This window comes from Caldanaerovirga acetigignens, assembly GCF_900142995.1.
In the GTDB taxonomy this organism is placed as follows: Bacteria; Bacillota; Thermosediminibacteria; order Thermosediminibacterales; family Thermosediminibacteraceae; genus Fervidicola; species Fervidicola acetigignens.
Genome location: NZ_FRCR01000018.1, coordinates 2,519 through 24,242 on the forward strand (window position 1 = coordinate 2,519; position 21,724 = coordinate 24,242).

Genomic DNA, 21,724 nt, shown 5'->3' on the forward strand with positions numbered 1-21,724 from the left:
TCCTCTAGTTTTTAGCCTACCTATGAGGGATTGAAACCCTGTCCGCTCATCGACGACACCAGGGACAAAGTTTCGTTTTTAGCCTACCTATGAGGGATTGAAACGCAAGCTTTCGCAGATATTTCGCTTCGGTGTATCTGGTTTTTAACCTACATATAAGGGATTGAAACCAAGGTATTCTTGTAAGAAGGACAAGGTTATTAACTTAATAAACAGAGCGAAAAAAGGAGAAACGAAAATTGATGTAGAAATGAGTAAATCTAATAAATGGTTATCTCTTGCATGAAAGGGGGTAAAAATTTGGGGTTGATGCAGGAAAGCTTCAGTAAAGAAGAAAAAATATTGCTTTTAGCTTCAGTTCTGCATGATATTGGTAAGTTTTATCAGAGGATAGGCGACAAAAATACTAGAGCAAAGATAGAAAAAGAATATGGCACATTGATAAAATCTGAGGGTGCATACGGTCCAAGACACCAGGAGTGGGGAGCGTATTTCTGTGAGAAGAATGTCGGAATAAGCGAAGTAATAAGTGCAGTGAGAAACCACCATGACCCTATAAATATAATAGACTTGATTGTTGCGATTGCTGATAAGATTTCAGCATATGAAAGAGAAGATATTGATGAAGATGAAGGGAAAGCAAAACAATTAATTTCTATCTTTTCAAATATTGAACTAGACGGTATCGGAGCAGAAAAATTGCATTATAAAGAAATAGGGCCGATTTATAAATATCAGAAGCCCACTGATGAAATTTTAAATGAAAGGGAATGCGAAAAGAGGTACTCCGAGTTGTGGAAAGAATTTGAGGAAAATTTTAAGAAGATAAATTGTTATGATGATATTGCAGAGCTTAACAAGCTTTTGTATTTGCTTGAAGAATATACCTCTAACATTCCTTCGGCCTTCTATTATTCTAGGCCTGATATATCTCTATGGGGGCATTTAAAATCTACTGCTGCCGTGGCATTTTGTATTTTCAGAGAAGAAAAAGAAAGAAGAAAATTAGATTCTATCCACGACAAATTAAAAAGGAAGATAATTCCCTCCAAAGGAGAAGGCAAGTATTTTTGCTTGGTAAAGGGTGATATTTCCGGAATACAGGACTTTGTTTATGACACCAAAATGGATGGCGCCACGAAAGCATTAAGAGGAAGGTCTTTCTACATCTCCTATATTATGGACTTGATAGCAAAATACATATTAAGGACTGAAAAATTGCCGCTCACTAACTTGTTATTCTCAGGCGGTGGCCATTTCTATCTGTTGATGCCCGTAAGCTTTATGGGAAAAGTTGGAGAATATCAGAAGTTTATCGACGAAGTGTTTTTTGAGGCTCACAAGGGGAGACTTTCGGTATCGTTAGGAGCGGTAGAGGCGGATGTAAATGACCTTATATGTAATTTCCCTGAAAAAATGGACGAAGCAAGCAGAGAAGTTCAGCATAAGAAAAACAACAAATTTTACGAGCTGGTAAAAAATAAGAGTATATTTAAGATAAAAGAAGAGCCGGGCAAGAACGTATGTCCTCACTGCGGAAGGTATTATGATGACGAATGTCATTTCTGCATCAGTTTTGAAGAACTGGGCGAAGACCTTATAAAGAAGAGATGTTTGTATGAGAAACATGTTGTCCCTGAAAAATTGAGTATGAATAAGTGCTTTGATGTCTTTAAATGCTTTGGAGTTGAAGTAGAATTTCTGGATATTCCCAAAAAGGGCTTTTGTTATGATTTAAAGAAAGAAAGGCACGAAAAGTTTGATTTCGATAGTTTTACTTACTATTTGAAGGTGCCTACTTATATGAAATTGGATGAAAAAAGCGGAAAAATAATAAGCTTCGATGAAATAAGTAAAAGTGCTAAAGGGATAAAAACATGGGGAATATTGAGAGGAGATGTTGACAATCTAGGGAGGATTTTTAGAGAAGGGTTGGAGGATAACAGGACGATATCGAGAGTGCTTACTTTGTCTTCCGAGCTTTCAGTGTTTTTCGGCAAGTATCTGGAGGATGTCATAAAAGAAGAATACGAGTATTGCTATGCGATATATGCCGGTGGCGATGATTTCTTCTTTGTGGGTCCGTGGGACAAAATGCCGTATTTAGCGTTTGAAATAAGGAGGCTTTTTAAAGAATATACAGGGAATAATCCGGTGCTCAATATATCGATGGCCTTTGACATTTCGCCTGATGAGAAGTTTCCTCTGTATAAAGTGGCTGTTGAAGCTGGAGAACATCTAGATGAGGCAAAGGCTTATGAGAGAGAAGGAATGAGGAAAAATTGTTTTTCATTTTGCGGTTGCAATATAGGGTGGGAAGAAGCTGATAAATTTATAAAGTTAAAAGAATTGATTGTGAGTGCTTTAAATAGTAAGGTGCCAAGGTCTTTGATAAATATAATTTATAAAGCTGTGAAAGATTCAAAAATATCCGAAAGGCGAAACGAAATTTTTAAAGTGTGGAAACTTGTCTATTATATTTCTAGGTTGAAGAAAAGGGGAACAGAAAATGTGAAAGACTATATCGAAGAAATTCAGGACTTGTTATTAGATAAAGGGAATAGGTTATACAAGTTTTCTTATGTTTCGACAAGATGGGCAGAATTGGAGACAAGAAAAGCAGGGGAGGGTAATTAAATGCAGGATAACCATAAGAATAACAAATGGAATCAGGAGGGACAAGATGTAAATCTTTTGCTTGATTATGTTTTGAAGAATATAGAAATAGCTATCAATAAAGAGAAGGACAAAAGAGGCGATGTGTTTATTAAATGTGCAGAAAATTTTGGTGAGGTATTAAAATTAAAAAAGGTAAGTTATTCAATGATAAGAAGGGTCTATAACGAAGCCAAAAGAATAAGTAGGGAGAAATTTTGCGATGAAACGATTTACAAATTGAAGGTTTTAAAGTCGCTGATTGCCTATACAGAGGGTAGGTTTAATGAACTTAGAAAAGTTAAATTTTCGGAAGTACTTTCACGAGCAATCAATGAGGCTGAAAAGAATGAAGACAATTATAGGAGGTTTTTCGACTTTTTCCAGGCAGTTATAGCATATCACAGAGCAAAAGGCGGAAAAGAATAAGGGTTAGGGGGTATGTTTAATATGAAAAATTTCAGTTACATATTAAAGGGCAAATATATAATTAACTTTGATATAATTGCCAAAACGGGTTTACATATAGGTGCTTCCAGTAACAGCATAGACATAGGCGGCGTTGATAATGCCGTTATAAAAGACGAAGAAGGCAAACCTTATATTCCTGGAAGCAGTTTAAAAGGGAAAATGAGGTCTTTGATGGAGTATGCCGAAGGACTCATTAAACCTGAAGAACTTATTTTTTCAAAAGAGAGCAAAGATGATCCGATAAGGATACATATGTGCGACAAAGAAGATTGTGCGGTTTGCAATATATTTGGGCGAAACCACGGAAAACGTAAGTTTGTCACCGGAAAAGAAGTGGTGTTTGAGAATCTCACGCCGACTAGGCTTATTGTTAGAGATGCGAAGCTTGATAAAAACAGCATAACTGAAGAGATGAAAGAAAATATTGATTTGGAATGGACTGAAGTAAAATTCGAAAACAACCTGGACAGAATTACTTCTTCTGCTAACCCGAGGCAGACCGAGAGAGTGCCGGCAGGCGCAAAGTTTAAGGGCGAAATGGTGCTAAATGTCCTCAATGATGAAGGGACAAAGTATTTGAATAAAGTTATCCAGGCGATGAAGCTTTTGGAGGATGATTACCTCGGAGGACAGGGAAGCAGAGGATACGGCAAGATAAAGTTTGAGAATATAAAAATTACTTTTAGGGACAAGGAATATTATGAGGAAGGAAGAGGAGAGAAAGTAATAGTAGAAAATGCGAAAGACCTAAGTGAGATAAAGCTATAAGCGAGCGATGGTGAAAGATATGAAAAAATACAGGGTGAAATTGAAGTTTAAAGGCCCCGTGCATTTCGGGTATAAAGAAAAGATGGACAACTTAACGGAATATGTAGTCCACTCCGACACAATCTTTAGCGGCATAATGTCTTGCTACAATCTGCTTTATGGCAAAGATAAAGCTGATAAATTGGCGGATAATTTTGTTAATGGTGTTTATCTTTTTGAGAATTCCTCCGCTTTTATATACGTCGGAGAAGATTATTTATTGCCGAGGCCTATAAATTTAGATTTGTATGATTTAGTAGGAGATTATAAAAAGGCTAAAAAAGTCAAGTATATTTCGGAGGATATACTTGGTGATAAATGCAGATCGGGAGTTTGCAAAGGACAGTTCTTATTGAAAGGGGATTATAAGGGCGACGTTGTCAGAATTCTGGAAAGGCCTAGAGTGGTTCTGGACAGGTTGAGCAATAGCAGTAATATATACTATATTAGCAGCTGCGTTTTTGATGAAAATGCAGGGCTTTGGTTTTATTTGAAAGTAGATCCCTCTGTAGAAAGAGAAATATTAGCAGCTATAAGGCTTCTTGGAGATGAAGGCCTGGGGGGAGAAAGGACCTACGGGCTTGGTTGTTTTGAACCCACTTTTGTAGAGGCTAAAGATGACGAAAAAAGTTCAGATGAGTATCTGTTGCTTTCACTTTACAGTCCATCACAGGAGGACGATCTTAGAGATTCTTTGTTTGGTTATGACTTTATAGAAAGGGGAGGTTATGTTTACTCGATTTACAGCAGCGATATCAAAAAAAGACGAATCAGAATGCTGGTAGAGGGAAGCGTTTTTAGAAAAAAATTAAGGGGAACTGTAATAGATGTAACACCAGAAGGTTTTGAAGGGCATAGAGTTTTAAGATACGGGGTGGCATTTTTGAAGCCTTTATAAAGGGAAGAGGTGTTTTGTATTGAAAGGCTATGAGATTGAAGTAATTTCTCCCTTAAATATTGGAAACGGCATTAGGAAAATGTCCTTTGAATATGTGTGCAGAGAGGGACGGCTAAAGTATATAGATATCTATAAATTGCTTAAAGACATCAGCAGGAGTAAAGTCTTAGTTGATGGAGTTATATGTGGATTCAGAAACGGTTATGTGGATTGGAAAGCTTTGAGGATAAATGTCGACAATTACATTAAATATATATTGGAATGTGTAGGAACTTCAGCAGTTAAAGGCGAAATAGTAGAATTCATAAAGACTGCAGGAAAACCGTACATACCGGGCAGTTCCATAAAGGGTGCTGTAAGGAGTTCCATCACAAGGGGGTTGTACAGCAGTGTAAAACAAGTTTACACATCAGCAATTGATAAGGAATCCGACCCTAAAAGGGCTGATGACAGAGCAGAAGAAAACGTTTTCGGCAAACCGCACAGCTCGCCTTTCAGGTTTTTGCTTATAGGGGACACGGAGCCCTTTGACGTAGAGGATATGGGAATCTATGAGATGAAGATTTTGAATATATGTAACGGCAGGGTAAAATGGTACAACAGAGCAAGAAACTTTGATAATCCAAAAGATGCTCTTTCGATTTTTTTGGAAGCATTGAAAAAAAGAAGTAAGGGTAAAGGATTTTTGAGCATTGATGGAAGGATTAACGACAGTTTTATTATAAGCGAAGGAAAGATTAAGAGGGCAAATGACATAAAAAATTTTGTGAGCTTAATAAGAAAAGATATTAATAACTATATCGAAAGGGAGATAAAGTTTTATGAGAAGTTTTCGATGTACGATATAAGTAACTTTTACAAACAGTTAAAAGACTTGAGTAACCAGCTGAAAGACAACGAAATATTGATACAAATCGGCTTTGGTAGTGGCTTCAACAGTAAGACAATTTCAAGTTTATTCGAAGGCGAAAATAGGCTGAAACTGAAGAAATTCATAAAAAAATTTGATTCTGATGTGTTTCCTAAAACTAGAAGGATTATATTTAAGGACGGCAAACCGTACACTGTGCCGGGTTGGGTAAAAATAAGTTTTTGTTAAAGAGGAATGGTTAATGGATATGCTGAGAATGAAGATAATTTGCAATGCAAAAAAAGGGATATTTTTCGATTCAATGTATAAGCGCTATCTAAAGGCTTTCTTCAAAAAATACTGTAACGACGATTTGTTCGTGTTTTCGGATGTTTTTCCGAAAAAGACAAGGAAGACCGATAGTGGCTTTTGGGCAATTGATAAAATTGCCTTTTATTTTTCGCATCCTGATGTTGAGACTTTGATTGGTCTATCGCTTGGGCTCTTAAAAGGAAAGATAGTTATAACCGATAATCAGGAACTTAAAATTGAAAGGATAGATTTTGTGAAAACAAAGTGTAGTAAAAGTGGTTATTTGTGGTCGCCACTGGTTGTTGTGGATAAAAATTTTAAGCCTGTCGAATACGAAAAAAAGCCGGAGAAATTTAGCGAATTGTTGAGGGCTAATTTGATAGTTAAATACGAAAGAATTTTTCACAGGTACCCTGAGGATGATAGATTTGTTTTTCTTTTTTTTAAGAATGATTTTGAAAAGAAAATTGAGGGAAATTTAGTTGCTTATATGGGGGCTTTTGAGATAATAGGGTCTAAAATGCTTACAGAAGTAGCTTACCTTTGCGGGCTCGGATTTTTCAACGAAGACGGTTACGGGATGATTTCCGAATTCAATTTTATTTGTCAACAAGAAAAGGGAAATTTGGGGTGAATATAGAATAACTAATTCAGTGATTTCTTATAGAAAAAAGAAGGGATGATCGTGAGGATAAAAGTCGCTTTTTCTGCAAAAGAACCTCTAATACTGCCAATTCATTATAACTACATAGTCCAATCGTTTATCTATAAAAATTTGAGTGAGGAGTTTTCGGAGTTTTTGCATAATCAAGGATTTAAATTGGGCAGCAGGAGTTTTAAACTTTTTACTTTTTCGAGATTGCTGGGGCGATTTGAGATTTTGCAGGATAACAAAATCAAAATATATTCTCCATTTGAGTTAATTGTTTCCTCGCCGATTGAAAGGTTTATAAAGGATTTTGCAAGTTCGCTTTTGAAAAATAACAGTCTTGACTTGATGGGCCAGGGCATAGAAATAAATGGAGTTTCTGTTTTGTCGGAGTTAGATAAAGAAAAATGTAAAGACGGCTTGTTTATTAAAATGCTTTCACCTGTTGTTGTCTATAAAACGTATCTTGATGATAGAGGAGGCAAGAAAACATATTATTTCAATCCTAGAGAAGATGAATTTGCTGTGCTGCTCAGGGAAAATTTACTTAAAAAGGCTAAACTGCTGAATATGGTTAATGAGGAGAGCTTGAATTTTAAAATAGAACCTGCATTTGAGTTGGATCAAAAGTACTGCAAAATAATAAAATATAAAGGAACGGTTATTAAAGGCTGGATGGGTGTTTATAAACTTTTTGCAGATTTTCCATTATTAAGGGTTGCGTATGATACTGGATTGGGAAGCAAAAATTCCCAGGGTTTTGGCTGCTTTGAGGTAATAGGAAACTAAAAAGGGGAGACAATGGCGCGAATCTATTTATGGATTTCTCCTTGGAGGTGTAAAGATTGACTTGCCTGATTTATCAGGTTGGGAGATTTGACCAGGGCATAACGAAGGAATACAATTTCGAAATAGGGGGCAAAGGTATAAGAAAGCAGCTTTCTTCGTTTGTACTGAAAGAACATTTAAGAGAAAAGGGAGAAGACGTAAAGGTTATTTTAATATATCCAATCAGTTTGCCCTTTAATAGAAAATTAAAAAAAGAAGAACTGGGGGATTTTTACGAAAAAGTTGAGGCCGGAGGTTGTAAAATATTTTGTGTAAAATAAAAGCTCCTTCTATGTTAGAATATAGAAATATAGAAGAGGAGTAAAGGATATCTTGATTCTATGCGCTGATGCACTTACAGGGATAAAGGAGGCAATCAATGCAGCCTTTCCAAATACCGAGTATCAGAGGTGCATAGTCCACCAGATAAGAAATACGCTGAAATATGTGTCAGATAAGGATCGTAAGGAATTTGCAAAGGATTTAAAACGAATATATACTGCTCCAAACGAAGAGACGGGATATGAACAAATGCTTGAGGTATCAGAAAAATGGGAATATGATAAGGCCCTTTGCCCTGGCAGTCAAGGGTAAAGGCTAAAGCCCGTGCTGCGCACGCCCTTGACAGCCAGACTGCAGGGCCTTTGGGATTCATCAAGGGGTTAAGGGTAAGTGGAGGCAGAGAGGCTCACCCAAACGCATGTTGGTGTAATATTTTACCTTACACAAAAATATTTACACTGCCACGAACATGTAATTGTCTTTTTTCCTATCTTGTAACAATGCCTAATACCGCACCGGTTATTAATTCATTTGAGGACAATTTAATAAGATCCTTTGGACTTCCGACTACTACAGCACCATAGTATTTTATGCCGTTTTCTTTTAAGTAATCGACTGTCCTTTTGAGATTTTTTGAATGATGACTTGGAATGTCACTCAACCGTTCAAGTTCTTTTATAAATTTCTCCTCGCCGTTAGGGTTTTCTAGGTAGGGATTTCCTACCAATCTTTCCGAGAGAAAACTATTTTTCTCGTAATCTTTCTCTGAAAAAACGGAAACGGCCCCCCACATTAATTTTAGGTTTCCAGGAATTTCACCTTTTATTTCGTCAAGTGTTAGAGGTTTTTTGAATGATACAGCCATTTCAACGAGGTTATCGTTTGGCATCTTTTCTAGGGCCTCGAATTCTCTGATGATTATATCGTATTTTGCTGCAGGATGGTAAAATATCAACTTTGGCACAGCATAGGGAACTAAGTATGTTTTGGCCCCCTCAGGAATAACCGTAGATAATTCAAAAGAATTATTTCCCTTTGTTTGTTCTCCTCCCCAGATATCAAAGTCTACGGTTATAATTCCGGCAGGATACGGTTTGTTTACTATCAACCTCAGCAAATAATATTTTTTTTGGCGACCAAATAGTCGAACGTTGTAGCTTTCTCCGCGTATTGCATAAGTGTTGGGCTGGCTAAATTTGACAAGATCCGGATAAAAACTATCTATGCGGTTTTCCTGGTTCTGTAGCATGGTTTCTGGAATTACAAAAAGCAATGCGAAAATGCCTAACGTAATCGCAATGGAAACCAATGCTGTGCGCAGGATGCTTTTAAGACGGGCTTTGCGCAAAAAAGCCTTTTCGTTAAAATCTACATTATGCAACATCAGCTTTTAGCCTCCTCTTCAAGATATTCCTTTATCTTTTTTCTCAGCCTCCAAAGCATTGACTTAACCGAGTCGGTATTGGTGTTTAGCAAAATTGCAATATCTGAGTTCGTCATCTCTAAATTATATTTCAGGTAAAAAAGCTTTTTTTCGGATGGAGTAAGTTTATTGACCACATCTTTTATCGCTTCTTTGTCTTCGATATTGCAAATCGGTGAGAAATTTTGTAAATCATCGAAGGAAGAAACGGCGATTTCCTTTTTATTCCTTCGCATAAAATCGATGAATTTATTTTTTGCCGTTGCGAGGACATAGTATTTTAGTTTTCCTTCCTGGATTCCGTCCAAATGCAGATATGTGGAAAGCAAGGTTTCTTGGGCTATATCTTCCGCGTCGGCTTTCGATATACCTAAGCTAAGCAAATAATGAAATACAAGTTTGAACAAATCCTGCCACATCAATCCCTCCTCCTTGTTAGTGGCTTCATTAAATATTACGTGAAAGAAGGAAGAAAGTAAACAAAGACTTATAACTTCATTTAAGTAATTTTATCGTATAAAACGATAGTATTGAGAAGTAAAAATGGATATTCTGGATATTCTCATAAGAGTATTTAAAATCCGTTAAAATCCAAGCAGGAATTAATGACAATATCGGTGAATTACGATATAAAAAGTGGCTAATAAAAGGGACTCTAAATCTTAACAACGGCCAGATGTAATAATACCCTTGACTTCTGCACTTAATTCATCTAAAATGACAATAGTTCAACTCACTAGAATTTATTTCCTTTCGATGCTTTGTTCTAAGTCGTTGCCCTGAAAAATTTACATTTTGCGGTGACATTATCTTCGCAAGGCAAGACAAATCCAGATTGAAAGGAGGGAATACTCCCGGTTTGGGAAATAATTGCCCAAGGTGGGAGATAAGATGAAGCTTGCAGAAGCATTATTAGAACGAAAAAGGATAAAGGAAGAAATTGCAGCTTTACGTGCACGTGCGTGTTACGATGCAAGAGTGCAAGAAGGCGATGCACCTGCAGAAAATCCGGAACAGTTGATGGAAAAAATACTGGTGCTTGTAGAAAAATTGCAGAAAATAACTACTGCCATTAACAAAACAAATATAGCCGTAAGGCTGCCTGATGGAAGAACGCTGATGGAAGCAATTGTAGAACGTGACATGCTTAAACTATTGCATGAGACGGCTAGAGAAGTAGCTGATGCGGCAGTTGGCGCACGTGAATGGAGAACAACAAAGTCGGAAATAAAATTTATACCGACTATAGACGTTGCAGTATGGCGCAGTCGTGCTGATGAATATGCCAAAAGATACCGCGAATTAGATGCTTCTATCCAGTTAGCTAACTGGGCTAACGAACTGGTGGAAGAATTATAATGTTTTTTTTGGCGTAGCCGGAAGAATCGTTGAGAGCGTCCCCTTAGGTCGAAGGGGAAATCGACCGCCTTTTAAGATAGCTTTGAGATTGCAGGGCTACTAATGCGGTAAAGGTGTAAAGTTCACAGGGTACATGTGTACCGATAAGGTGTAAAGTGTACTACCTGGCGCTGACGACCTTTCGGTGAGGGCGGGAAAGAGGGAGATTGTGTGAAATTTTCTTTTAGAATATCCTTACCCTGTATCCGTTATGGGTTATATTCAAGAAATTTTTAAATTGGAGATAGTATGGAAATGAATTAGGAAGCATCTTCTTACTTCAATAATAGGGCAGTTCCGTTATTGTTCCATACAGTTCATTGAGCTTCTTTATACGCTGCCTCGCTTTATATATAATGTTTTAATCATTCATAGCGCTGCTTGATTATATTTTTAGTTAATTTGAGAGTTATCTTAAATTTTGTATCTGATCGAAATAACGTAACTGGAAAACACGATTATACTTCCCTTGACATATCTTTTTTTTCCATGTTAAAATAACTTCAACGAGATCAGGCGAAAGGCCGGGCGCCTTTGTCGGCGCAGCAAGTCCAATGGACTTGCGGGACTCACATCCCGCAAGTCTTTTTAATATTGTATATATTGTATTATGAAACTGCAGGAGGTTATAGTATTGTCTTATAATTTTATTAAAAAAAGCACCGACTATTTGGTATTGAAGTTGTTAAAGATAAATTCTTCCGGCGGGAAAATATTTAATCCGGAAGAAAGGAAAAAAATAGCCTATTTAGAAAGCTGGGTCAGTATAATAGGAAATATTTTTCTTGCGGTGATAAAACTTGTTTTAGGCTTTATCATGAACAGCATCTCGCTTATTGCTGACGGCGTCCATACTGCATCTGACGTGTTTACTTCCGCAGTAGTGCTTTTGGGTTTTAAATTTTCCGCTGCGCCGCCGGATGAAAAACATCCCTTTGGACACGGCAGGGTTGAGTTTCTGGCATCGCTTCTCATAGCAGTAATGCTGATTTTTGTGGGCTTTGAATTCGGCAAATCTTCTTACGAAAGATTCTTGACCAATGAAAAAGTTACTGGGAACATCTTGGTTGCAATTTTTATGCTGGCCTCAGCAGTTATAAAGGAATGGATGAGCAGGTTTTCCATAGAATTAGGCAATAAGATATCGGCAGGGGCTTTGATTGCAGATGCATGGCACCACAGGACCGACGCCATCGCTTCGGTATTGGTGGCTGTGGCGATAATCTTTTCCAAATACGGGTACTATAGGGTAGATGCGGTATTTGGCTTTTTGGTTTCGGCGCTGATTGTATATACGGGAGGCACTATGGCTTATGATTCTTGTTCTAAACTAATCGGAGAGATAGGGGAAGAAGAGTTGGTGAAGAAGGTCAAAGAGGCTGCTCTTTCATTTCCAGGAGTAATAGATGTGCACAAGGTGTTCATCCATGATTACGGGGCGTACAAGGAAATTTCCCTTCACGTAGTGATGGACGGCACACTTAACTTTTATGAAGCCCATGAGCTTTCGGAAAAGATCGAAAGGTTGATTGAGGAGAGAATCCACTGCAGGGCGACTGTGCACGGAGAACCTGCCAGGACGGTGTAATGAAGAAAAGCCTCTATTGCGATATTTTAAAATCCCTGATAAAATAGAATCAGCAAGCGATGGCTTGCCCGGGTCGCGGCTACCCCGGTTAAAAAAACAAGGAGGTTTTTTTATGCCCAAAAAAATGAGCGATGTTGCCCAGATCTCATTGATTGCCTGCCTCTACGTTGTTCTCACCATCATTTCATCATCCTTTTCCTACCTTCCCTCCCAGTTCAGGTTGGGTGAGATAATAAAGCCCATCTCCACCTTCGACAGAAAGTTTGCCGTATCCATGATGGTGGGTAATTTCCTTTCTAATTTGTTCAGCCCTTATGCAGGTCCCATGGAGCTTTTGTTCATGCCCATTAGCAATTTAGTTGGCTGCACATTGGGCTACTACGTGGGAAGGTATACCCGGAGGATCTTCGGTGCTGTTTTCATAGCTCTCTGGATTTCCGCTTCGGTGGCCGTAACGTTAAAGGTTTCAGCGGGATTCCCGCTTTTTCATACCTTTTTGAGCGTCTCGGCAGCAGAAATTGTGCTGTTGGTTTCGGGCTGTGTTGTTATGGAGCAGGTATTGAAGAGAGGAGGAATTATTAATGGATAAGTACGGGAAAAGAAGGTTCGACATTTACGGCTATGAAAAGATCGATACCGAGGTTTTGGAAGCGATAAAGTACGAGTATCCCGGGAGGGACACGGTTATCGAATACATTACGGAGGAATTTTCTTCCGTCTGCCCGTGGACGGGCCTTCCGGACAATGCCAGGCTCACAATACGCTATATTCCTAACGAAAAGTTGGTGGAGTTGAAATCACTGAAATATTACCTTACTTCCTATAGAAATATAGGTATACTCCAGGAACACGCGGTAAACAGGATATTAGATGATCTCGTAAAGCTCCTCGAGCCTAAGTACATGGAGGTTATAGGAGAGTTTCTGGCAAGGGGCGGCATATCAACCAGGGTTGTGGCAAAATACGGCACTATACCGAAATAAATGCAATAATAATCTCAATATCAAAGGGTGCAACGCTTTGTTGCACCCTATTTTAAGTTTCTGTTGTGAGATTTTTTTCTTTAGCAGCGGTAAGGCCTAAGATCCTGTGGTAGCCGTAGTAAATGATGCCGCTTATGATCATTCCGTTTAAGGCCGGCACGAAGAATTTGCTCTTCCACGCTATAAATCCGCCTATCAGTGCGGAAATTACACCAGGCCAGTAGACTCCTTTCTTGCGCACGAAATTTCGCTTGGAGACAAAGAAGTATTCGGTTATGATTACGCTGCTTATGGGAGCCACCCATGAAGCGAGGATGGACACGAAATTCAAAAAGTAGCTTACTATGCCGGATATCGCAAGTATGGTGCCCAAGATGGCGGATATGAGTGTAAGATAAAACCTGCTTTTTCCGAAAACCTTGTTTAATGCAAGCCCGGAGCTGTAAGCGGCGGTTATGCACGTAGTCCACTGGAGCAAAAAGACGAATACCAGCGCCATAGCCGGCATCCCTAGTTTTATCATAACCTCCACTATGTTCCACGGTTCCTTTACGCCCAGGCTTGTAGCGGAAAGGGCCATTATCATCCCTGCGGTGGTGAGGATCGTCGTTGCTGGGAAAAGTCCGATTATTCCCGAATAGGCTACATTGCTCCACCTGTTCTTTATCCACCTCGTATAGTCAGCGACGAAAGAACATCCTACCGCAATCATTCCTATCTGCATGTTGATGCCCCAAAATAGACCCATATTTTGCGTCGGGTTATATGCCAAAAGACCGCCTATTCCCGATTGGAGGATGGCTTTTCCGACACCGAATACGATGATGTAGAGCATTATGGGAAGGCTAACCCAGTTAAGCCACGCCATTGAAAGAATCCCGTACATTGCTGGGATGGCAAAGACGATGCCAAATATGACCGTAAGAATGTTAAAGACCGCCTTGCTCATTGGTATTACCGCGGCGAGGGCCTGAGTTGCTATTTCCACTTCTATTCCGTACCACGCTATACATGGGATTGCGGTTACTATGAAGGAAGTGGCGATGTTGCTACCCTTTTCGCCAAAGGCACATTCGCCTATGAGGTAAGTATTGATGCCTTGCTCTGCACCTATTTTGCCGAGTGGGATGTAGAAGAAAAGAAGCAAAGCGAGAAGTCCGAGCAGCATTGCCCAGATGGCTTGTGAAAGGTTGAGTCCGTAAATCAGCCCGCCGCCTGCCATGCTGCACGCTAAAACAGCGCACATCCCGATATATACGCTGGCAGCGTAGAACCAGTGTTTTTTCATTGATTCGGGTATGGGCTTTTGAGTGTACTCTTCTTCGACATTGATTTGGGATTTTTGATATTCCACTCGAATTCAACCTCCTTTTTGTAATTTAAAGATATTTAAGAAAGTTATTTAAAGAATTTAAAAAGTAGTCATTTAAGCACCTCCTTTATATAATTAAAGCTGTGAATTATTAAAATAATCTAAGATATGAAGTTTAAAATTAAACAAATTTACACTATTCCCTCCTAGTTGGCCCAAAAAAACATTGACACTTCAAGATAAAAATGTGTTAAACTATTATCTCAAATAGACAAGAAAGGTAGGAAGGTAGCATGGAGGGGGTAACTGTAAGGGAAGCTTATAATGTGCTGAAGGATGAAGGAATATATTGGATGGCCGGTCAGAGAGGTGAAAACAGGCTGATAGAGTCGGTTAGCGTCCTTGAAATACCTGACTGTTATGAATGGCTATGCGGCGGCGAAATGATACTTACGACGTTTTACACTTGCAGGAACGATGAAGAGAGGCTTAAGCTGTTGGAGGGATTAGAAAGGGGTGGTGCTGCATGTATAATGCTCCATCCGGGGAGCGGGAAGTTGTCAATTAATTTAGAATTACTTATGAGGTTTGCGGACGAAATAAATTTTCCATTATTCATAATAGACAGAAAAGTACCTTATTCGATAATTATAAAAAAAGTATATGAATTACTGCTCAGCAAAAAAGAGCAAGAGCTTAAGAGAGCTCAGGAAATTAATGATACGATGAACAATATTCTGCTAAGTAATGGGGGAGCTTCTGAGATAATTGAAAAGCTTTCTTCGATAACAAATAAGACCGTATTATTCTTAGACGAAGACTTTGTCCTTATAGAGGCTGTTTTTAGAAACAGCGATAAAAGCTCGTTAGAAAAGAAGATCGATAAAATATTGGATTGGGCGAAAAATTTAGTCGAAAATATGCCAGAAAGTGGGAATTTGAAGTTTAAAGTGGCATCGTATGATGAAGATCATGATGTGGCATTAGTTCCTGTGGAATCGGGGGGCGAAAATCACTATCTTTTAATTATAAAGAGGGGAAAATTGAGTGAGTATGAAAGAAAGCTGTTTGAAGTTGCGCTTCCTGGGACGATAATGGCGTTAAAAATGGATATAATGAAAAATAGGGCAATTTTAGAAACAGAGCAGCGATTGAAATCAGATTTTTTTGATGACGTGATAAACGGGAGATATATTTCAGGAGAACTAATGAATAAAAGGGCAAAGACCTTAGGTTTGAACCTATTCGATAAGAATTTCGTAATCATAGTCGATATAGATGATTTCGAAAAGTACTATCGAGAGAATTATGAAAAAGGCGAAGAGCACATACAGAAAGTGAAAATGGATTTAAAAAAGGCAGTTCAGGAAGCTAGTAGAAATTCAAAGGTAAAAAATAAGATAGTCCTTTTCGTGCAACAAAGCGATGCCTGCGTTTTAGTTGCGGGTTTCACCCAAAGAGAATATTTGACGGATAGGCATAAAAGAGAACTCGGCGATTTTTTCCGAAAAATATTTGAAGGTTTTTCATCAAAATATCCGACCATCTCGCTCACGATTGGGATTAGCTCCCTTATAGAAAATCTAACTGAACTAAAAAGGGCTTATGCGGAAGCACTTTTCGCAAAAGATGTAGGAGCAAAACTCTTTGGGAAAGGGAAGATACACTACTACGATGACCTTGGAATTTACAAGTTTATAACGATTCCTGAAAGAAAAGAAGATGTGTTCAAAGACAAATGTTTACAAAAACTTTATGATTATGATGAAAGCAAAAATGCAAGCTTAATTTCCACGTTAGAGGCTTTTTTAGATAGCAATTGCAGTGTAAAAGAGACAGCAAAAAGACTATTTGCCCATCCGAATACGGTAAAGTACCGCCTGAAAAAGATTAAGGAGATAATGGGGGAAAACGTATTGGAAGACCCTCAGATGAGGCTTTATTATCACCTTTTGGTTAAAGTCATGAAGATGCTTCCATAATAGGCTTTGTTTGTAGGAGACAATATGTCTCCTTTTTTTTGTTGTACAGAAATATTGAATTTTATTCGACCCTCCTATATATTCCTAGACAAAAAAATTATTGAAAGAGATTTTGCAGGCCTAGGGCCAGGGACGCTTTTTTGGTACCTGCTGGGGTTGTCGTAGTCGGTTTTATGTTGTTCATAATGGGTGCAGTGATGGGCGTTGGCAGGGGAACCTACGACATAGTTGCGTTGATGCAGCAACTCGGATTTGGCTGGTGGGGCTTCTTGATATTGTGGTTGGCTCAATGGACTTCGCAATTGGTTAATGATTATTCTATGGGGCTTGCCCTCTGCAACATGCTGAACATGAAGACTAACAGGCACAGAAAGTATTTAACGGCTATAGGAACAGTCGTTGCATTGGTGGTTGCTCTGATGGGAATATTAAATAAATTTCAGGACTTCCTGTACCTCACAGCCCTTTCTTATCCCGCAATAGGCTCGATTCTGCTGGCGGATTACGTTTTCATACACGACAAAACTTGGGAAGATAGGAAGGGATGGAATTGGGTTGCCACCATCGCCATGATAGTCGGGATAGCCGTTGGCTATTATACTCAGTATGTCAGGCCATGGGGTATACCCGCTGTGCAAAGCTATTTGGTAAGTGGGATTTTGTACTATGTTCTTATGTATCTAAAGACATGTGTAATGCCTGATCAATTCACTCCTCTAAAGTGGAGAAAGGCGAAAAAAATTGAAGGAATAAGGGGGTTATAGTGTTGAGTTATAGAATTGCCATAGACATTGGCGGCACTTTTACCGATTATGTCGCGATGGATGAGGAGACAGGGGAGATTACCGTTACGAAGGCGTCTAGCACGCCGAAAAATTTTGCGGACGGAGTTATGGAGGCCATAGAAAAAGGTGGCATCCTCCTAGAAGATGCAAGATACATAGTGCATGGCAGCACGATAGTGATAAATGCTTTGACGGAAAGAAAAGGGGCAAAAACTGCTCTAATTACGACTAAGGGATTTAGGGATGTGTTAGAAATCGGGAGGGCAAACCGGACTGACCTTTACAACTACTATTACACCAAACCCAGGCCCTTCGTGCCTCGCATGTATAGATTTAGTGAGCATTTCTTCTGAAGTGACGAAGGAATGGAGGGAATACGAAAGAACTAATACCACCGTATTTAATGCTTATGTAAAGCCGGTGACTTCCAAGTATTTGGACAGCTTAAAGGGAAGAATGAAGGAAAAGGGATTGAAAATTGAGCCGTATGCAATGCAATCCAATGGCGGTTCTGCGACATTTGAGATGGTAAAGGTAAATCCCATAAATATTATAGAATCCGGCCCTGTAGGCGGAGTTATAGGTGCAAACGAACTTGGGAAGATAATTGGCGAAAAGAACATAATCACCTTCGATATCGGTGGGACAACTGCAAAGACATCGCTGGTATACGACAATGAAGTTAGGATTACAACAGATTACAGGCTTGAACAAACCCCTATTTACCCCGGTTATCCTATAAAAGCACCGATTGTCGACATTATAGAAATCGGAGCTGGCGGAGGAAGTATAGCCTGGATTGATTCTGTGGGGAATCTTAAAGTTGGCCCGCAGAGTGCGGGTGCTGATCCGGGGCCAGCCTGCTATGGAAAGGGCAATATGGAACCTACACTTACCGATGCAAATATGATAGCGGGGAGAATAGATCCCGAAAGATTTCTTGGAGGAAAATTCAGGATAGATATAAGAAAATCTTATGAAGCGGTTAAAAAGATAGCAGATTATTATAAAATTTCGGTGGAAGAAGCTGCGAGGGGGATCATAAGAATCGCGAACAACAACATGATGAACGCGTTAAAACTGGTATCTGTCAGAAGGGGTTATGATCCAAGAGAGTTCGTGATGGTGGCAATGGGCGGCAACGGAGCGATTCATGGTCCTGCTTTAGGAAAGGAGCTTAAAGTAAAAAAGATAGTGATACCTAGGTACCCGGCGGTGTTTTCTGCCTGGGGAATGTTGATGACTGATCTAAGGCAAGACTTCATACAGACGAAGATCATCAGGGCAGATGAGGGTAATATCAGTTTTATGAACGAAATATACGAAGATATGGTAAGTAAAGCTTATGAACTCTACACGAACCATGGAGTAAAACAAGAAGACGTATACATCGTAAAATCGGCGGATATAAGATATGTGGGGCAGGAGCATACCGTGAGAACTCCGGTAGTGCCGTTCATTTCTGGTAGCAAGGATCTAGAGATAATAAGAGAGAATTTCGAAAACCTCCATGAACAGTATTATGCATTCAGGCTGCCGAATGCGCCAATTGAATTTGTAAACTTTCACGTCACAGCATTCGGAAGTGTAAAAAAGGCTGAAATTAAGCCCTACGAAGTAAAGGGAAAGCCGGACGATGCTCTAAGGTGCAAGAAAGTGGTGGACTACGACGAATACGGAAAGATAGAGGTTGCCGTATATTTGAGGGAAAAGTTGGGGACCGGCAGTGAAATAAAAGGTCCCGCCATCATAGAGGAAGAGACTACCGTGACGGTTCTTTACCCAGAGCAGAGGTTATTTGTAGACGACTACGGCAACCTTGTTATAGAGGGGGTATAGAAAATGGGCAATGTAGATAGATTCACTTTGGAGAATATAGGAGATGGACTCATCGCTGCTGCAGAAGAGATGTTTATAAGCTGGGGCAGGACGAGTCAGAGCCCCATCATTTACGAAGTATTAGACTATGCGGCAGGACTTACAGATGCAAATGGAGACCTAATTGCTCAAGCGAACGGTGTAACCGGCTTTCTCGGAACAATTACCTATTCTGTAAAGTCAGTCATTGAAAAGTTTGGATACGACGGCTTGAAACCCGGCGATATTATACTCACTAATGATCCCTATAACGGGAGCGGTACCCACCTTTGCGATGTATCTGCTGTAATGCCCATTTTCTACAAAGGTGAAATAATAGCTTTTGCGGCAAATAAAGGTCACTGGAATGAAATTGGAGGAAAATCTTTGGGGAGCTGGTCCACCAATTCAACGGAAATATATCAGGAAGGGTTGCAATTTCCTATCATAAAAGTGTATGAAGAAGGGAAATTGAATGAAGCAATAAAGGATATGATTGAAGCGAACGTCAGAACTCCGGAGATGACTCTGGGAGATCTTTATGCTCAGACTGCATCATTGAGAGTTGCGGAAAGAAGAGTTTTGGAGCTTGTGGAAAGGTACGGAAGGGATGCAGTTTTAGAGAGCATTCGGCTGATGATGGAAAACGGTGAAAAACTTGCAAAACAGGAGTTAAAGAAGCTCCCCCATGGTACCTTCGAAGCTGATGGGTACATTGATACAGAGTCAAACGGGATAGAAGATGTATATGTAAAGGCAAAAGTTACGATAACCGACGATAGTTTCATAATAGATTTGACCGGTTCAGGCAGCCAGGTACCCGCTCCGATAAACTGCACTAAGTATGGAGCATATTCCGCTGCAAGAGTCGTGTACAGGGCGATTGTCTGCCCGCATGCCGAAGCAAACGAAGGGTTTTATAAACCTCTGAAAGTCATTGTTCCTGATGGAACAGTCTTTTCGGCAGTAAGGCCGGCACCAGTATCCTGCAACTGGGAGGCTTTTTCGCATCTTACGGATCTTGTGGCGAAAGCATTAGCACCCCATGCACCAGATAGAATAACGGCGGGACATTTCCTGAGCATCATAGGCACTATTGTCGGAGGAATAGACGATAGGACGAAGGAACCCTTTGTGCTCTGTGAACCTCAGGCCGGCGGATGGGGAGCTGGGATAAATAAGGATGGGGAAAACGGACTTGTGGCGATAGACGATGGGGAGACATACAACATGCCGGTTGAAGTTGCGGAGACTCGCTACCCAATATTGGTGGAACAATATAGTTTTAATTTGGCAAGTGGAGATGGAAAGTATAGGGGAGGATTTGGCTTAATAAGAGATTACAGAATTTTGAATTCTAATGCGGAGCTAACCACAATTGCCAGCAGATACAGGTATCTGCCGTGGGGGGTAAACGGCGGAAGCCCAGGTTCTAACAACAAGGTTCAAGTTTTTACTAACGGCGATATAGTAGAGCGGGCCACATTTTCTAACTTTCCGCTTAAGAAAAATGATTTAGTTAGATTTATATCGGGTGGAGGAGGCGGTTACGGAAATCCTATAGAAAGAGATCCAATGATGGTTCTAGAGGATGTTAAAAATGAATACATAACGCCAGAAAAGGCCTTAAAGGTATATGGCGTAGTCATAGAAGAAAAAGAAGGCGCGCTGTCTGTGAATATGGATGAAACGCAAAAATTGAGGCAAAAGATGAAAGCTGTATAAGAACTGAGCAAAATGGGCTTCCGGTTTGTCCAGTCAGGATAAAGGAAGCCCGTTTTTTTGGCTTTAACGAACATTGAATAAAGCTCAACTTTTTTGTATTTTCACCTTAAAGCTGAAAAGTGAAAGGAGTGGTATTATGCCCAAAATCCTATGGATAAATCCCGTGGGTACCGACATTTTCGACAAGCCCATAGAGGAAATGCTGAATGAGATAAAAAGACCAGAGACCGAAGTAAAGGTAGTTTCTCTGCAGAAAGGCCCAAGACACCTGGAGTACAGGTACTATGAAGCGTTAGTAATCCCAGATACGCTACATCTTATTAAAAAAGCGGAAAACGAAGGATACGATGCGGCGATAATCGGATGCTTTTACGATCCGGGGCTTCATGATGCGAGGGAGATAACTGAAAAGATGGTGGTCACGGCGCCTGCTGAAGCGTGCATGCACATAGCTGCGACGTTAGGGCACAAGTTTTCCATTATAGTAGGTAGGGAAAAGTGGATACCTCAAATGATGGACAATGTGATTCTAAACGGCTTAAAGGACAAACTTGCATCCTTCAAATCCCTCGGCCTTGGGGTTTACGATTTTCACGCCGATGAAAAGGTAACAGTTGAAAGGCTAAAAAATGCTGCTAAGGAAGCGGTGGAAAAAGATGGGGCAGAAGCTATCATCCTTGGCTGCACTATTCAATTTGGGTTTTACAAAGAACTTCAAGAGTACGTGAAAGTTCCGGTGATAGATGCAATAGTGGCTCCCTTTAAGTACGCAGAGTTTTTGGTAGAACTAAAGGAAAGGTTCGGCTGGGGCCACAGCAAGAGATTCGGCTTTGAAACCCCACCGCTTTTTGAAATAAAGGAATGGGGATTGGAAGAACAATACAATATTAAAGGATTATGGGAAAGATAGGAGGAAGGA

The 21,724-nt window shown here is 39.8% G+C and carries 21 protein-coding genes, 1 pseudogene and 1 riboswitch; of the genes and pseudogenes, 19 read left to right on the plus strand and 3 right to left on the minus strand.

From position 1 onward, the window contains the following. The first annotated feature begins 309 nt into the window (after positions 1-309). The 9 genes and pseudogenes from cas10 to BUB66_RS10760 form a co-directional block, all read left to right on the plus strand. Positions 310-2,637, plus strand: coding sequence for a type III-A CRISPR-associated protein Cas10/Csm1 (gene cas10 / locus BUB66_RS10720; RefSeq protein ID WP_244269841.1), 2,328 nt, complete (start codon positions 310-312; stop codon positions 2,635-2,637). Further along, positions 2,638-3,084 carry a type III-A CRISPR-associated protein Csm2 gene (csm2, locus tag BUB66_RS10725; RefSeq protein ID WP_073258387.1) on the plus strand — a complete coding sequence of 149 codons (447 nt, stop codon included), beginning with the start codon at positions 2,638-2,640 and terminating at the stop codon, positions 3,082-3,084. It begins immediately after the preceding gene. A 21-nt stretch (positions 3,085-3,105) separates the two neighbouring features. Next, positions 3,106-3,894, plus strand: coding sequence for a type III-A CRISPR-associated RAMP protein Csm3 (gene csm3 / locus BUB66_RS10730; RefSeq protein WP_073258388.1), 789 nt, complete (start codon positions 3,106-3,108; stop codon positions 3,892-3,894). Between the two features lie 19 nt (positions 3,895-3,913). Continuing rightward, positions 3,914-4,831 (plus strand): type III-A CRISPR-associated RAMP protein Csm4, encoded by a 918-nt coding sequence (gene csm4, locus BUB66_RS10735; protein WP_073258389.1) that lies wholly within the window; start codon positions 3,914-3,916, stop codon positions 4,829-4,831. Positions 4,832-4,850: 19 nt separating this feature from the next. Then, on the plus strand, positions 4,851-5,930 hold the full coding sequence (gene csm5 / locus BUB66_RS10740) for a type III-A CRISPR-associated RAMP protein Csm5 (RefSeq protein WP_073258393.1): 1,080 nt from the start codon (positions 4,851-4,853) through the stop codon (positions 5,928-5,930). Between the two features lie 13 nt (positions 5,931-5,943). Continuing rightward, positions 5,944-6,627 (plus strand): CRISPR-associated endoribonuclease Cas6, encoded by a 684-nt coding sequence (gene cas6, locus BUB66_RS10745; protein WP_073258394.1) that lies wholly within the window; start codon positions 5,944-5,946, stop codon positions 6,625-6,627. A 45-nt stretch (positions 6,628-6,672) separates the two neighbouring features. Further along, positions 6,673-7,431: a CRISPR-associated endoribonuclease Cas6 gene (gene cas6, locus BUB66_RS10750; protein WP_084099007.1), complete on the plus strand. Its 759-nt coding sequence runs from the start codon at positions 6,673-6,675 to the stop codon at positions 7,429-7,431. A gap of 56 nt (positions 7,432-7,487) precedes the next feature. Further along, a complete protein-coding gene (locus BUB66_RS12255) occupies positions 7,488-7,751 on the plus strand; it encodes a hypothetical protein (protein ID WP_073258396.1) in 264 nt (87 codons plus the stop codon). Between the two features lie 34 nt (positions 7,752-7,785). Next, positions 7,786-8,028 (plus strand): annotated as a pseudogene (locus BUB66_RS10760) (transposase); the annotation flags it as partial. Positions 8,029-8,239: 211 nt separating this feature from the next. Here the strand turns inward: BUB66_RS10760 and BUB66_RS10765 are convergent. Together BUB66_RS10765 and BUB66_RS10770 are read right to left on the minus strand one after the other, a co-directional pair. After that, on the minus strand, positions 8,240-9,136 hold the full coding sequence (locus BUB66_RS10765; protein ID WP_073258397.1) for a sigma factor regulator N-terminal domain-containing protein: 897 nt from the start codon (positions 9,134-9,136) through the stop codon (positions 8,240-8,242). Then, complete coding sequence (locus tag BUB66_RS10770; RefSeq protein WP_073258398.1) at positions 9,136-9,594, minus strand: RNA polymerase sigma factor; 459 nt, start codon at positions 9,592-9,594, stop codon at positions 9,136-9,138. Before BUB66_RS10770 ends, BUB66_RS10765 begins: the two co-directional genes overlap by 1 nt. A 460-nt stretch (positions 9,595-10,054) precedes the next feature. Between BUB66_RS10770 and BUB66_RS10775 the strand changes: the two genes are divergently transcribed. The 4 genes from BUB66_RS10775 to queF all read left to right on the plus strand — a co-directional run bounded on the left by BUB66_RS10775 (position 10,055) and on the right by queF (position 13,144). After that, positions 10,055-10,534 carry a DIP1984 family protein gene (locus BUB66_RS10775; RefSeq protein ID WP_244269842.1) on the plus strand — a complete coding sequence of 160 codons (480 nt, stop codon included), beginning with the start codon at positions 10,055-10,057 and terminating at the stop codon, positions 10,532-10,534. Between the two features lie 537 nt (positions 10,535-11,071). After that, a riboswitch (NiCo riboswitch) is annotated at positions 11,072-11,146 on the plus strand. A gap of 37 nt (positions 11,147-11,183) precedes the next feature. After that, on the plus strand, positions 11,184-12,161 hold the full coding sequence (locus BUB66_RS10780; protein ID WP_073258399.1) for a cation diffusion facilitator family transporter: 978 nt from the start codon (positions 11,184-11,186) through the stop codon (positions 12,159-12,161). Positions 12,162-12,273: 112 nt separating this feature from the next. Further along, complete coding sequence (locus tag BUB66_RS10785) at positions 12,274-12,750, plus strand: QueT transporter family protein (RefSeq protein WP_073258400.1); 477 nt, start codon at positions 12,274-12,276, stop codon at positions 12,748-12,750. Next, entirely contained in the window at positions 12,743-13,144 is a 402-nt protein-coding gene (gene queF / locus BUB66_RS10790; RefSeq protein WP_073258401.1) for a preQ(1) synthase, read from the plus strand. The genes BUB66_RS10785 and queF overlap by 8 nt, the downstream gene beginning before the upstream one ends. Positions 13,145-13,196: 52 nt before the next feature. Here queF and BUB66_RS10795 read toward each other — a convergent pair whose 3' ends face one another. After that, positions 13,197-14,498, minus strand: coding sequence for a purine-cytosine permease family protein (locus BUB66_RS10795; protein WP_073258402.1), 1,302 nt, complete (start codon positions 14,496-14,498; stop codon positions 13,197-13,199). 251 nt (positions 14,499-14,749) lie between these two features. On the opposite strand from BUB66_RS10795, the gene BUB66_RS10800 reads away from it, so the two are divergent. From BUB66_RS10800 to BUB66_RS10820, 6 genes are all read left to right on the plus strand, one after another. Further along, complete coding sequence (locus BUB66_RS10800) at positions 14,750-16,438, plus strand: PucR family transcriptional regulator (RefSeq protein ID WP_073258403.1); 1,689 nt, start codon at positions 14,750-14,752, stop codon at positions 16,436-16,438. A 140-nt stretch (positions 16,439-16,578) separates the two neighbouring features. After that, positions 16,579-17,202: a cytosine permease gene (locus BUB66_RS10805; protein WP_073258404.1), complete on the plus strand. Its 624-nt coding sequence runs from the start codon at positions 16,579-16,581 to the stop codon at positions 17,200-17,202. After that, complete coding sequence (locus tag BUB66_RS12415) at positions 17,202-17,576, plus strand: hydantoinase/oxoprolinase N-terminal domain-containing protein (RefSeq protein ID WP_198409448.1); 375 nt, start codon at positions 17,202-17,204, stop codon at positions 17,574-17,576. Before BUB66_RS10805 ends, BUB66_RS12415 begins: the two co-directional genes overlap by 1 nt. Further along, positions 17,560-19,062 carry a hydantoinase/oxoprolinase family protein gene (locus tag BUB66_RS10810; RefSeq protein ID WP_198409449.1) on the plus strand — a complete coding sequence of 501 codons (1,503 nt, stop codon included), beginning with the start codon at positions 17,560-17,562 and terminating at the stop codon, positions 19,060-19,062. Before BUB66_RS12415 ends, BUB66_RS10810 begins: the two co-directional genes overlap by 17 nt. A 3-nt stretch (positions 19,063-19,065) precedes the next feature. Continuing rightward, positions 19,066-20,805: a hydantoinase B/oxoprolinase family protein gene (locus tag BUB66_RS10815; protein ID WP_073258405.1), complete on the plus strand. Its 1,740-nt coding sequence runs from the start codon at positions 19,066-19,068 to the stop codon at positions 20,803-20,805. Between the two features lie 136 nt (positions 20,806-20,941). Beyond that, positions 20,942-21,715 (plus strand): aspartate/glutamate racemase family protein, encoded by a 774-nt coding sequence (locus BUB66_RS10820; RefSeq protein WP_073258406.1) that lies wholly within the window; start codon positions 20,942-20,944, stop codon positions 21,713-21,715. Positions 21,716-21,724: the final 9 nt, after the last annotated feature.

Coding starts and splice junctions, on each gene's coding strand:
- cas10 (WP_244269841.1), top strand. CDS start 310: ATGCAGGAAAGCTTCAGTAAAGAAGAAAAAATATTGCTTTTAGCTTCA.
- csm2 (WP_073258387.1), top strand. CDS start 2,638: ATGCAGGATAACCATAAGAATAACAAATGGAATCAGGAGGGACAAGAT.
- csm3 (WP_073258388.1), top strand. CDS start 3,106: ATGAAAAATTTCAGTTACATATTAAAGGGCAAATATATAATTAACTTT.
- csm4 (WP_073258389.1), top strand. CDS start 3,914: ATGAAAAAATACAGGGTGAAATTGAAGTTTAAAGGCCCCGTGCATTTC.
- cas6 (WP_073258394.1), top strand. CDS start 5,944: ATGGATATGCTGAGAATGAAGATAATTTGCAATGCAAAAAAAGGGATA.
- cas6 (WP_084099007.1), top strand. CDS start 6,673: ATGATCGTGAGGATAAAAGTCGCTTTTTCTGCAAAAGAACCTCTAATA.
- BUB66_RS10765 (WP_073258397.1), bottom strand. CDS start 9,136: ATGTTGCATAATGTAGATTTTAACGAAAAGGCTTTTTTGCGCAAAGCC.
- BUB66_RS10770 (WP_073258398.1), bottom strand. CDS start 9,594: ATGTGGCAGGATTTGTTCAAACTTGTATTTCATTATTTGCTTAGCTTA.
- BUB66_RS10780 (WP_073258399.1), top strand. CDS start 11,184: ATGAAACTGCAGGAGGTTATAGTATTGTCTTATAATTTTATTAAAAAA.
- BUB66_RS10785 (WP_073258400.1), top strand. CDS start 12,274: ATGCCCAAAAAAATGAGCGATGTTGCCCAGATCTCATTGATTGCCTGC.
- queF (WP_073258401.1), top strand. CDS start 12,743: ATGGATAAGTACGGGAAAAGAAGGTTCGACATTTACGGCTATGAAAAG.
- BUB66_RS10800 (WP_073258403.1), top strand. CDS start 14,750: ATGGAGGGGGTAACTGTAAGGGAAGCTTATAATGTGCTGAAGGATGAA.
- BUB66_RS10815 (WP_073258405.1), top strand. CDS start 19,066: ATGGGCAATGTAGATAGATTCACTTTGGAGAATATAGGAGATGGACTC.
- BUB66_RS10820 (WP_073258406.1), top strand. CDS start 20,942: ATGCCCAAAATCCTATGGATAAATCCCGTGGGTACCGACATTTTCGAC.